Here is a 12,445-nt window from a genome sequence, read left to right as displayed (position 1 = left end):
GGCGTAGAAGTCCGCTGCTACCCGTAACATGCACTCGCCCGACAACATCCAGTACGCGATGGAAGTCACCAAGGTCCTGCTGGAGCCGGACCGTCGGATCGACACCTTCGGCGATACCCGCTTCGAGTTTCAACTCCTCAGCGAACTGATGGACGATGCCGGGCAGATCCGGGTGCGGACAGGGGAGGTGGAAGCGATGCGTCCGCGTATCCTGCGCCCGGACTCGATGCAGGAGATCGAGCTGGAAGGATTCGGCGACAAGGCCCGGGAGCGGATGGATGCCGTGATCGAGAAGTGGAAGGAGGAGGGCAAGGATCTCGCTTTCCTGCGCTACGGGTTCCGCTTCCGCAGCGGTCGGGTCCAGGAGGAGATCATCCATGACTCGATGGATGTGGTTCGCGAGCGCGTTTTGGAAGAAGCGCGTCGCGTCGGGAATCCGGCCCGTGCCGTGATCGAGGGCGTGGATGACGCGTGGGAGGTCTGCATTTTCAAGTTCGCCTTCGAGATGATCCGCCAATCGTGGCCGATCAACCGCTTCGACTTCCACAGGCGGGGATTGCTCTGATAGAACGCCGCCGCGGATGCGACTGTGGACTTTGATCAAGCTGGTAGCGGGAGTGGTGGTCCTTGTGGTCACCATTTTCACCCTCATGCTTGCGTGGCATGTCCAGCGGGAGCCCTTGGGCGGGGTTTTCACCGATCTGGTGCCGGTGCAGTTCGAGCCGAAGCCGATCGAAACGCTGCCGGAGGCGGATGCCTCGTTGCCGGAGATCGATCCGGGGGCCAAGGTTTTTGAGAAGGCCAAGGAGCTGATCGCAGTGGGAGATCTGCCTGCGGCGCGGGAACGGCTGCTGATGGTGGTGAATATCTACCCTCGCTCGAAGGCCGCTCCGGAGGCCCGCCGCATCGTCGGCGAAATGAACTTGGACGATCTCCTTTCTGCCGCGCGCATGGACGGCAAGGAGATCCACATCGTCCGGCCCGGCGAATCTTTCCTCGGGATCGCCGCCAAGCACAAAACGACGCTCGACTGCATCATGCATTTGAACGGGCTGATGGATCTGTCCGGCCTGAGACCGGGAGAGGAGCTGGTGGTGATGCCGCTGGAACTGCGGGTTCTGATCGAGCCTGCGCGGAAGACGCTTTCCCTCTGGGAGGGCGGGCGTTTCATCAAGGAGTATTCGCTTGTCTCGATGGATCTGGGCGGCCTGAAGGGAGCCCTGCGGACCAAGATTTCCTCGAAAGTCGGGATTTCCGGTGAGCGCAGGGTGACGCCCGGAATGAAAGATTACCGCGAATCGGAGAAATCCTTCGCCTTGGAGAAGTCCTCGCTCCGGATCGGCTCGGTGGATCCCGCCGCGGAGGCTCAGCCCGGAGAAGATCTCTCGCCCGACCCGGGCTTCCATTTGGCGGTGGAAGATGCGGAAGAACTCGCCCTGCTGCTACGGCCGGGGAATGAGGTGGAAATCCGCGCGATCACTCCCTAGATTTTCCCCGCGCCCCGGCCAGATCCCATTTTCCCACACGCATGCAATTGCTGGAATTCGAAAAGCCCATCGCCGAACTCGAACGCGAGCTGGACAAGCTCCGTTCCAAGGCTGCCTCGCAGAACATCGACATGTCCGATGAAATCGCGAGGATGGAAGAGAAACTGGCCGAAACCAGGATGAGCATTTATGAGAATCTGACACCTTGGCAACGCGTGCAGATCGCCCGTCATACCCAGCGGCCATTCATGCTCGATTATCTGGCCCACGCCTTCACGGATTTCTGCGAACTCCACGGGGATCGCCGGATCGGGGACGACCATGCCATGCCCGGAGGTTTCGCCACGATCGGCGGCAAGCGGGTAGTGGTGATCGGCCACCAGAAGGGCCGGGACACGAAAGAGAATCTCAAGCGCAACTTCGGCAGCGCCCATCCGGAAGGCTACCGCAAGGCGCTCCGCCTGATGAAGCTGGCGGAGAAGTTCGGCCTGCCGGTCATCACCCTGATCGACACCCCGGGTGCCTACCCCGGCATCGGTGCGGAAGAGCGGAACATCGCCGAGGCGATCGCTTACAATCTCCGCGAGATGATGCTGCTGAAGGTGCCGGTGATCGCGATCGTGCTCGGCGAGGGAGGCTCCGGCGGTGCCCTCGGCATCGGTGTGGCGGACCGGGTGCTGATGATGGAGAATGCCTATTACTCCGTGATCAGCCCGGAAGGCTGCGCCGCGATTCTCTGGAAGCATCGCAAGCACGCTCCGGAAGCAGCTGAAGCGATGAAGCTGGCTGCCCCGGACTTGCAAAAGCTGGGCCTGATCGATGGCTTCATCCCGGAGCCGACCGGCGGTGCCCACCATGATCATGCCGCCACGGCGAAGGCTCTGCGCGATACGATCCTCTCCAATCTCGAGGAACTTTCGAAGCTCTCGACCACCGAACTGCTGGACGCGCGTTATGCGAAGTTCCGGGCCTTCGGCGAGTGGGAGGGGAAGTGAGCATGCCTTAGAGCCCGGCGGCCCAGAGGCTGGCGTGGATCTTGAAATCCACAAGGTAGCCTTCGGCTTCCTTTGCCTTTAGCCAGGTCCGGAGTTCTGCCCGGGGCACGAGGTGCACCTTGATGTCCTCGTGCTCGTTGCCGCCGCCTTCGGTTTCCTTCACCAGTTCGCTGGCGTGGAAGAGGTGGGTGAGCTCGGGAGTCATGCCCGCGGAGGTAGGGCTGGCGATTAGGAGTTCCACCTTTCCGGCGCGGTAGCCGGTTTCCTCCAAAAGCTCGCGCGCGGCGGTGGCGGCCAGTGCCTCGCCCCGGAATTCGTCCTCGTCGCCGACCAATCCGGCGGGGATTTCGATTACCTTTTGCTGCACCGGGATCCGGAATTGCTCGATCAGCACCACCTCGTCCGCCGGGGTGGTGGCGAGGATTCCCACACAGGCATCGGCATTCGGCCGTTTCGCGAAGTCCCAGTGGCCGATCCGGTAAAGTCCCAGCCAGCGGGTTTCAAACAAGGTTTCCGGCTCGTTCATTGGCATGAAGAATGGTTGGCTCCCGGGCGTATCAGAGGCACTTTCACCCGCAAGCGATGTCGCGACACGATTTCCAGATTCCCGTCACCTTCAAGCACCGCGTTTGTTTCACCCGCGATGCCTTCGGTGCCGGCAACACCTTGTTAGGAGAAATTCTCACCGAAGGCGAGGGTCGCCGGGTCCTCGTCACCCTTGAGGAGAGCGTGGCCAAGGCTTGGCCGGAGCTGGCCCGGAAGATTGAGGGATACTTTGCCGACCTCGGATTCGACTGGCACGGCGTCCACATTCTCCCCGGCGGCGAGGCGGTGAAGCGCGACGACGGATTGGTGCGCAAGATCTGGGAGACCATCGATCGCGAGCACATCGACCGTCACTCCTACCTGTTGGTGATCGGCGGCGGTGCCTTCCTTGATGCCGTCGGCTATGCCGCGGCGACCGCCCATCGCGGCGTGCGTCTGGTGCGCTTCCCGACCACGACCTTGTCTCAGGACGACAGCGGGGTGGGGGTGAAGTGCGCGATCAACGGTTTCGGGAAGAAGAATTGGATCGGTGCCTTCGCGGTGCCTTTCGCGGTGATCAACGATTTCAACTTCCTGCAGAGCCAAGACGAGGAAACCTGCCGTGCGGGTCTGATTGAGGCGGTGAAGGTCTCGCTGGTGAAGGACGGCGAGTTCTTCCGCTGGATTGAGGCGAACGTCGAGAAGCTGGAAGCGCTCCAGTCACCCGCGCTGGAAGAATGCGTGGAGCGCAGCGCGCTGCTGCATGCCCGCCACATCGCGCAAGGGGGCGATCCCTTTGAGACCGGCAGCAGCCGCCCGCTGGATTTCGGTCACTGGTCTGCGCACAAGCTTGAACAGCTTAGTGGCTTCACCGTGAGCCACGCGCACGCCGTCGCGATCGGTGCGGCGCTGGATACACTCTACTCTTCCCGTTGCGGTCTGCTGCGCGATTGCGTGGCGGAACGGGTGATCGATGTTGTTGCAGGCCTGCGCTTGCCACTATGGCATCCGGCGCTCGATTTGCGCGACGCGAACGGTCGCCGCCTCGTCCATGCTGGCTTGGAAGAATTCCGCGAGCACCTTGGGGGCGAACTCACGGTGCTCCTGCTGCGCGATGCCGGGATCGGCCAAGACGTGCACGCCCTCGATGAGGGTTTGGTCGATGCTTGCCTGGATCACCTGCGCGACCGGCAGGCGATGCTTGATGTAGCCCGCCCGCCATTAAGCGCGAAGGAGCAACCTTAGTCCTCGGCCCGCGAGAGCGGGCTGAGTCCGCGGCGTTGCAGCTCGGCGTCGACCCGCTTGGAGTCGGCTTCGTCGAGGTTCACGGTGAACTTCTCCTCGTCGAACTCGATCGCGTGCAAGCCGTCGCCATTGCCTGCTTCGAAGGCGGCGATGAGTGACTTGATATCCTTGATCTCCTTGCCGTTGACCTTCGTCACGATGAGGTCCCGGAGCGACTCGTAGCCGACGGTTGCCGGCGTGGCGATCACGCCTGCCAGCACCACGATGCGGCGGCCGCGGGATTCATACTTCTGCGGGTTTTCGTAGACATCGAGCAGGTTCAGCGGCGCGCGGGCCATCCATTCCTCACCATAGGTTTCGAGGAAGGGTCGGGTGAGTTCTTGGAAGACCAAACCGCCCTTGACCAGATAGGAAGGACCCTTGCCGAAAGTGTAGGCAGGCACCAGTTGGTCCTTCTCGTCGCGGCGGTCGAGCACGGCTTCCAGCTTCGTCTTCTGACCCTCGCGGATCACGTCCATGCTCACCTTGTCCCCGCTGCTCTTCGCGCCGCGGACCAAGTGGCTCCAGTAGAGGCGGCCGTAATGGGAGTCGTCGAAGTATCCGAGGCGATCGATGGGATGGCCGTCGATGCTGTCGATCACATCGCCCTTCCTGAGGCCGGCCTTTTCGGCGGCGCTGCCAGGACGAACAGTCGAAACGTAGAGTCCGCCGCCATCTTCCGGCAGCTTCAGCCAAGCACGGAAGTTCGCGTCCTCGGTGCGGCTGGTCGCGATGCCGAGGGCGGGGAAGCCATCATACTGACCGTCCGAGCCTTCACGCACGAATCGTGCGATGATGTCGGTGGCGGTCACGTCGCTCAATTGATCCTTCGAGTCATAGCTGGTCAGGATGCCGGCCAGCTTGCCATTCCGGAGCACCGGCAGCGAGAAGCTGTTGGCGGCGCTCTGCATGGACGCTTTCACCTCGTAGGTGAGGAAAAACTGTCCGGGCAGGAAGTTCGAGACCACGTCGATGCTCTGGATCCCGCCGGAGGTGATGAGCGGGGTTCCATTCTCCTCCACCTGCAGGATGTCCAGCTTGTCGCCGGGCTTCGGTCTCGCGGCGATCTGAAGCGGCTTGGTGCCTGTGAAGAATGCGGCGTCGTCGGCACTCTGCAGGCCGAGGAGGGCGAGGTTCGCCTCGTAGTCCACGGCCACGACCTTGGCCGGAGCCAAGCGCTTGCCATCGGGAGACTCGAGTTCGATGTAGGTGGCATCCACCGCCATCTCGGCCGTGGTGACGACCTTTTCTCCCGCCACGATCACGCCGAGCGAGCGGCGCTTGCCGGGCGAGCCTTTTTCCCAAGGCTGGCGCTGGTTCCAGGATTGCTGGGTGGTGGAGATCCGCGCGACCGAGCGAAGGAGGTCCTTCGGGGCTGGCACGGCGGTATCGGAAACTTCCACGATGACCTTCGCCTCATCCTTGTCGGAAGCGCGGTCGACCGTGCCCGGGATCCTTTCGGGAGCTTCCTCGGGCGAGCGGCCGGGAGCTGATGGCTCCTGCGCGAGCACCGGCAGGACGAGTGGCAGAAGCAGCAGGGGACGCATGGCGGGTGTCATCACTCGGTGAAGTTGGAAAGGCGTTCGATGGCGTAGGTCTCGCGGACGCGTTCATTTGCGGCTTCCACGGCATTGGCAGGCATCACGAGCGGGCGGGAAGCTCCGAAGAGCTCGACCACATGGAACTCGGGCAGTGTGGGCGGATTCAGCAGCTCGTGGGCATGCTTGAGGCTCTTCACGGTGACGCCGTTGATCTTATCCACGGCCAGACCGGAGAAGCCGCCCAACTGGCTGTTCACCGGGTCGCTCTCCACCCGGGTCAGCACCACGATGTCTTCGCGTTCGGTGAAAATGCCCTTGGGCAGATAGTCGTTGTAGAGGCGACGGACGTTCACGTCGTCGAATTTCACCGAGGCGAAGAGATTGGTATCGAGCGGCTGGAAGACCAGACCTGCGAAGACGAAGTAACGCGGCTTTTTCTCGTATTGGATGGCATACATCCGGGCGGGCGGAAGGGTCTTGAGCGTGATCTCCTGATTCTCCTCCTTGCCGTCGCGTAGCCACTTCAGGGCCACCTTGTCCCCGGCGAACTTGCGCTCGACAACTTCGTTCATGTCCACCTTCTCGCCATCGAGCAGGATCTGGCCGCCGCTATCCACCTCATGGCCGTCCATCGAGAGGATCACGTCGCCGGGTTTCAGGACACCTTCGCAGGCACCGGTCGGGGTCACGTCGGTGACCAGCACGCCCAAGCCGTTGTCCTCCATCTTGAGGGCCTTGCGCATCGCCGGATTGAAGAGCGGGAAAGTCGCGGCGCCGAGATCGACATAGAAGTCGTAGGTCCCGTCCTCGATGTCCTTCAGGAAGCGGCGGATCACCGGGGTCGGGATGATGTAGCCGGTATTGTCCGCCTGGCGCAGGCCTTGGAAGGCCACGCCTACCACCTTGTTATCCTGCACCACCGGGCCGCCGGAGTTGCCGGGGTTGATGGCGGCATCGATCTGAACGATCAGGTGGGAATCCGCGCGGGAGTGGGAGTAGGAGGAAAAGTCGATCCGCGAGACGACGCCGCGGGTCACCGAGAGCCGCTCGCCGCCGATCGGGTAGCCGATCACGCGGACCTGGCTTTCGAGTTGCGGCACTTCGCCGAAGGAGAGTTTGGGGAAGTCCTTGAAGTCGGTGAAGTCTTCCACCTCCAGCAGGGCCAGATCGCAGTCGTGGGCGACGAACTTCACCTTGGCCGGATACTTCCGCGGGCTGCCGTGCACCGTGATCAGGAGCCGGCGCTCGTTGGAGACGACGTGGGCGTTGGTGAGGAACTTGTTCTCGCCGATCAGGAAGCCGGTGCCGATACCGCCGCCGAAGCGCCCGCTATTCCACGGCGTGGCGTAATCCGGGGTCTGCACCGCCGCCTCGATCCTCACCACCGAGCGGTAGATGTCGGATGGGGCGCCGGGTGGCTTCTGGGGAATCGGCGGGGTTTCCACGGCCACCGCCGCGGTTTCCTGGGCAGCCAGTTGGCCCGCGATAAGGAGCAAGGCAAGGGGGGCGAATGATCGCGCACGCATTGCCCGCAGGCTACGGGGGAACGGCCACGGTGCAAGGGGAATGGCTGGCGGACCGACGCTTCGTGGTCCGCCCTCCGCTTAGCCCTCGAAGTAGGTGTAGCCGCTCAGACCGGTCCTGAACAGATCGAGTACCTCGCGGCGTTCCTTGGGCGAGATCCGGCCTTGCGTCACGGCGCGTTCGGCGAAGGCGCGGAAGCGGGTGACCAACTCCTTCGGATCGTACTCCACGTAGCTCAGCACGTCGGCCACGGTGTCGCCTTCGACCTCGTGGGTGTAGACGGGTTTGCCGTCTTCCAAGTGCACGCCCACCACGTTGGTGTCGCCGAGGAGGTTGTGCAGATCGCCGAGGGTTTCCTGATAGGCTCCGACCAGGAAGGTGGCGATGTAGTAAGGTTCGCCCGGCTTGATGTCATGCAGGGGCAGAACCTTCGCCACGTCCTCGCGATCGATGAAGCGGTCGATCTTGCCGTCGCAATCGCAGGTGATATCGGCGATCACGGCGCGCTGCTTCGGGCGCTCGTTCAGGCGGTGGATCGGCAGGACCGGGAAAAGCTGCTTGATCGCCCACGAGTCGGGCAGGCTCTGGAAAAGGCTGAAGTTCCCGTAGTAGAAATCGACCAAGGTGTCGGAGAGTTCGCGCAGATCTTCGGGCACGATCTCCAACTCGAGGATCAGCTTCGAGATCCGGGTCATGATGTGCCAGAACCAGGCCTCGGCGAGGCCGCGGTCGCGCAGGGTGGCGGCGCCGTAGAAGAACTGCGCGCGCACCTGGTCGCGGTAGTAGACGGCGTCGTTGAAGCACTCCTGCAGGTTGCGCTTGCTGAGGTCCTTCGCCACCGCGATCAGGTTGAAGAGATTCTGAGGCGCGTTCTCCGGAGTGGCGGGAGCCTTCTCCGTGGTTTGAACGGTCGAAACATCCAGGATGTTGAAGACCAGTACCGAGTAGTAGGCCACGATCGCCCGGCCCGATTCGGAGATCAGGTTGGGATGCGCCACGCCGACCTTGTCGCAGATCTGCATGATCGTCTCGATCACGTCGGTGCAGTACTCAAGGATCGAGTAGTTGCAGGAGGAGTGGAAATTGGTGTGCGAGCCGTCGTAGTCCACGGCCATGCCGCCGCCGATGTCGAGCACGCCCATTGGCGCGCCCTCCTTGACGAGGTCGCAGTACATGCGGGCCACTTCCGTGGCGCCCTCACGGATCGCCGCGATGTTCGGGATCTGGCTGCCTTGGTGGTAGTGCAGCATGCGCAGGCAGCCGAGGTAACCGGCTTCCTTGAGGCGGTCGACCACGTCGATGACTTGGGTGGCGCTGAGGCCGAAGACCGACTTGTCCCCGGCGCTTTCCGCCCAGTGGCCGGAGCCGCGGGTGGAGAGGCGGACGCGCACGCCGAGATTCGGCAGCACGCCGAGCTTGCGCGAGCGCTCTAGCACGAGGTCCAGCTCGGAGGGCATCTCCAGGACCAGCATGATCTTGAGACCCATCTTCTGCGCATGCAGGGCGAGGTCGATGAACTCCTCATCCTTGTAGCCATTGCAGACGATGTAGGCCTCCGTGTCGTGCATGTGCGCGAGCGCGGCGATCAGCTCGGGCTTCGAGCCGGCTTCGAGGCCGTAGTGGTACTGCTTGCCGAATTCGGAGATCTCTTCGATGACCTGCCGCTGCTGGTTCACCTTGATCGGGTAGACGCCGCGGTATTCACCTTTGTAGCCGGTATCCTTGATCGCTTGGCGGAAGGATTCGTTCAGCTCGCGGATGCGGGAATGCAGCAGGTCGCGGAAGCGCAGCAGCACGGGCAGGTCGGTGCCGCGGTCCCGCAGGCCCTCGATGACCTCATGCAGGGAGACTTCGGAACTGGTCGCGCCATCGGTGAGCTTCACCGTGACATGGCCGTTCTTATTCACGCCGAAGAAGCCGTGGCCCCACTGGTCCACGCCATACAACTCGGCGGATTGGGCGGCGGACCATCCGTTTTCTTTCTTCGGCTTCGAACCCTTGGCGGCGGCAGGCGGAACCATGGGCGGAAGGAAGGGGCAAACCGCCGGAAAATAAAGCGGTAATGCGAGGAATTTACGACTTAATCAGCCCCCGGAAGCCCCCGGGCAAATGCACGGCCGCCACCGCCAGCCCGATCCGGGCCAGCAGCGTGCCCGGCGGATAGGCCAGATAGCGGCCCTGCCAAGCCGGATGATACTTCCGCTTGAAGTTGAAAAGCGACTTGTAGCCGTAGAAACGGTCGAACTTTTCGAACAGCAGCTTGACCTGTTTTTCCTCCTTCGAGAAACGCGCGGGGTCGGTCTCGGTGTTTGCCAGCGGGGCGCAGCCGAGGCTGATCTCCTCCACGCCGAGATTCTTGAAGTGGTCGAGGCTTTCCAGGATCAGGAAGTCCATGATTCCGCCCGATGAACCCCGGCCTCGCATCAGGTCGAGGGCGCGGCCCTTTTCCCCGGCATAAGGCCGCCAGGTGGCGAAGCAGTCCACCTGCCCGTCGGCACGGATTGCCACCGCGCAGCCGCTGCGATGGATATCCGCCAGCGAGAAGCTGCCGAGATCGAAGGTCATTTCGCCGCCGCTCTTCGAGCGGAGCCATGCATCGGAAAGCAGGGTGAGCTGCGCCTCCAAGCCGTGATCGACTCCTTGTGAGGGCTCATACCAGCGGAAGCTCATCTCGTCCTTCTTGGCCTTGTTCTTGGCGGTGCGGAGATTTTGGAACTTGCCGCCCTGCAGGTTGAATTCAGACAGGAGAATCCGCGCATCCTCCGCGACCTTGAAGGTGATCAAGCCGCACCGTTCGTAAAGTGAGCGGGTATCCTGGCGGGTGCCGTAGAAGACCGGCGTCCAGTCCTGCCTCCGGCAGAAGCGAACGAAGTGCTCGATCAGGCCGACGCGGATTTCATCCGGGCAGACCGGATCGGCGAGGATCACAGCGATGTCCCGCCAGCAAACATAGGCGACGAAACCCTCGCCGGACTCGTGGAAGAAGTAATGTTTGTCCGTCAGGAGCGTGTAGGGATCGCTGGGGTCGTTCCCGTGCTTGGCCAGAATCGCCTCGGCGCGGAGCCGGTCCTCGGCCACCGAACCCGATTGCCGCGCGGCCAGCACCGGGCGCAGCAGGAGTGCTAGGACCACGGCACCACAACCGATGCTAGCCAGCCTGAGCCGGTCCAGCAGGCGCGACACCTCCGGGATGGACGAGTCCATGGAGTCCGGCAGACCGGCCACCGCGGTGGCGGAAGAGCCGAAGGCGCGCGACCAATCCAGTGGTTCCTTCAGTTTCCCTGACTCCCCGATCGAGTGCAGACTGATGCTGCCGTAGAGGATGAGTGCCAGCGCGATGCAGGGCGCCACCCAGAGCCCCAAGCGCAGGGACGGGGCATCCGAGCGGGCGATGAATTCTTTCCGCCAACGGATCAGTGGGACCATCAGGATCACCGCCGCCACGGCATGGTGCCAGTCGAAGGCCCGGACCAGGTGCAGCAACGCAGAGGTGGCCAGTAGGCCAATGGCCAACCACCAGGCCACCCGCTTCCGCCGGGAGAGCCCGCGTGCTAGAGCCAGCAGGGAGAAACCCGAAAGCAGGAGAAGCAGTCGGCTATCTTCGCTCACACCGAGCGGGAACCACTGCTCCATCCAATCGATCACTTCCGGAGGCTTCGGCAGCAGGGCCTCCAGCAGATTGATCAGGCCGATCAGGATGACGGCGGCGACAAGCAGGCGGATCGCGTGGCGGCGCACGAAGAGGAAGATGACCACCAGCAGGCTGCTCAAGGCTGCCGCGGGCCAGAGCGGGGAGAGACCGTAAGGCAGAAGCTGGCTGGCCGAGGCCGGGGCCAGCGAATCATCTCCGAGCAGCCAGCCTAGCCCGCGCTGCAGCTCCGGCTTGAACTTCGGATCGGGCCCGTCGAAGCCGTGATTGTAGCCCGGCATCATGTAGAGCCCGGTTCGTTCCGGCAGGCTCTTGATCCACTCGGTGCTGGAGATCAGATCGCCGGAGCCGTGGAATTGGGCGATGCTCAGGTCTTTCATTCCGGCATCGAAGTCGTGCAGTGCAAAGGTTCCTTCCCCGCTTGGCGCGATGCCCAATTCATCCTTCACCCGCAGGCCGTAGCGACCGCGGGAGCCGCAGGAGAAGAGGAGCAGGCCTTTGAGGTCGGGTGGCCGTTCGGCGCCAGCGGCGGCTACAGCTTGCACGCTCCCCATTGACCAGCCGCCGTAAAAGAGAGGCGTGCCCGCGGGCAGATCCATCGCTTTGGCCAGCGCGGTGAAGTCGTTGCCCAGCAGATCGCCATCGTAGTCCTTGGCGGCGTAGGACCGGCAGTTCAGGCCGGCCACACGCCAACCCGATTCTTCCAGCCAGCCGCAGAGCGTGTCCTCCCAGTCGGTCCAGCCGCCGTCACCGGAGGCGAAGACGATGCCTGCCACCGGCTTGTCCGGTCCTTTGAAGATATGAACGACACCGGTCCCGCGGGAGAGTTGCAGGTCCCGTGTCTCCTCCGCGGCCAAATTCAGGGAGATGCCGCCCAGAAACAGGAGCAGCGCGACGAGTCGGATGATGGCGCACCGGCGCAAAAACATGGTGCGGAGCGCAACGCCCCACCCATTTACCGCTTCATGGCCGGGGTTCTGTCTATCAGGATGTGACAGCGCGAACCTGCCTACGGCCCAAGGCCCTCCGCGCGGCAAGATCGCCGACCACGACACCCGCCAGATTGGCCAAGCCGTCGAGAAGATCCAAGCTCCGGGAGGGAAACATCGCCTGGGAGCATTCCTCCAAGCTCATGAAGATCGCGACGAGAAGAGACCCGAGCATGATTCCCGATAGCTTTCCCGGCGCACGTCGACCTCTTAAGGCGAGATTCAGCAGGAATGTCAGCGTTGCTACCAAGCCCAAGTGACCTAGCTTGTCGCCGCAAGGGAGATCCGTGATGAAACTCCACCAGTGGCCACCGCCGTGATTGGCAAGGTAGATGATGCCGCCGAGGAACAGCGCATAGCCCGCAAAAATGATCCTACTGGCACCCACGCTCATGCGGATCTGATAGAGCTGCCTGGGCTCCGTGGTCAACGCGGGGTGCTTGCTTCACTC

The 12,445-nt window shown here is 62.9% G+C and carries 10 protein-coding genes; 4 read left to right on the top strand and 6 right to left on the bottom strand.

Annotated features, from left to right (window positions below; all coding sequences use genetic code 11):
• Positions 1–28: 28 nt before the first annotated feature.
• The 3 genes from OJ996_RS17860 to OJ996_RS17850 are packed head-to-tail and all read left to right on the top strand — an operon-like array spanning position 29 to position 2,482.
• Entirely contained in the window at positions 29–565 is a 537-nt protein-coding gene (locus tag OJ996_RS17860; RefSeq protein WP_264515005.1) for a hypothetical protein, read from the top strand.
• Positions 566–581: 16 nt separating this feature from the next.
• The gene (locus OJ996_RS17855) at positions 582–1,487 is read left to right on the top strand and encodes a LysM peptidoglycan-binding domain-containing protein (protein WP_264515004.1); all 906 of its coding nucleotides are present in this window, start codon (positions 582–584) and stop codon (positions 1,485–1,487) included.
• Positions 1,488–1,528: 41 nt separating this feature from the next.
• On the top strand, positions 1,529–2,482 hold the full coding sequence (locus OJ996_RS17850; protein WP_264515003.1) for an acetyl-CoA carboxylase carboxyltransferase subunit alpha: 954 nt from the start codon (positions 1,529–1,531) through the stop codon (positions 2,480–2,482).
• Between the two features lie 7 nt (positions 2,483–2,489).
• Here the strand turns inward: OJ996_RS17850 and OJ996_RS17845 are convergent, their stop codons facing one another.
• Positions 2,490–3,008: an NUDIX hydrolase gene (locus OJ996_RS17845; protein ID WP_264515002.1), complete on the bottom strand. Its 519-nt coding sequence runs from the start codon at positions 3,006–3,008 to the stop codon at positions 2,490–2,492.
• 56 nt (positions 3,009–3,064) lie between these two features.
• On the opposite strand from OJ996_RS17845, the gene OJ996_RS17840 reads away from it, so the two are divergent.
• A complete protein-coding gene (locus OJ996_RS17840) occupies positions 3,065–4,252 on the top strand; it encodes a 3-dehydroquinate synthase (protein ID WP_264515001.1) in 1,188 nt (395 codons plus the stop codon).
• On the opposite strand, the gene OJ996_RS17835 is transcribed toward OJ996_RS17840, so the two are convergent.
• The 5 genes from OJ996_RS17835 to OJ996_RS17815 form a co-directional block, all read right to left on the bottom strand.
• A complete protein-coding gene (locus tag OJ996_RS17835) occupies positions 4,249–5,838 on the bottom strand; it encodes a PDZ domain-containing protein (RefSeq protein ID WP_264515000.1) in 1,590 nt (529 codons plus the stop codon). The two genes, OJ996_RS17840 and OJ996_RS17835, sit on opposite strands and share 4 nt — an antisense overlap.
• Before the next feature lie 11 nt (positions 5,839–5,849).
• Positions 5,850–7,358: a S1C family serine protease gene (locus tag OJ996_RS17830; RefSeq protein WP_264514999.1), complete on the bottom strand. Its 1,509-nt coding sequence runs from the start codon at positions 7,356–7,358 to the stop codon at positions 5,850–5,852.
• A 78-nt stretch (positions 7,359–7,436) separates the two neighbouring features.
• Entirely contained in the window at positions 7,437–9,377 is a 1,941-nt protein-coding gene (gene speA / locus OJ996_RS17825) for a biosynthetic arginine decarboxylase (RefSeq protein ID WP_264514998.1), read from the bottom strand.
• A 52-nt stretch (positions 9,378–9,429) separates the two neighbouring features.
• Positions 9,430–11,934, bottom strand: coding sequence for a phosphatidylglycerol lysyltransferase domain-containing protein (locus OJ996_RS17820; protein ID WP_264514997.1), 2,505 nt, complete (start codon positions 11,932–11,934; stop codon positions 9,430–9,432).
• A gap of 55 nt (positions 11,935–11,989) precedes the next feature.
• Positions 11,990–12,424 carry a VanZ family protein gene (locus tag OJ996_RS17815; protein ID WP_264514996.1) on the bottom strand — a complete coding sequence of 145 codons (435 nt, stop codon included), beginning with the start codon at positions 12,422–12,424 and terminating at the stop codon, positions 11,990–11,992.
• Positions 12,425–12,445 lie beyond the last annotated feature (21 nt).

Origin of the sequence: Luteolibacter rhizosphaerae (assembly GCF_025950095.1) — a bacterium.
GTDB classification, from domain to species: domain Bacteria; phylum Verrucomicrobiota; class Verrucomicrobiia; order Verrucomicrobiales; family Akkermansiaceae; genus Haloferula; species Haloferula rhizosphaerae.
This window is presented reverse-complemented; position numbering and strand designations above follow the sequence as displayed.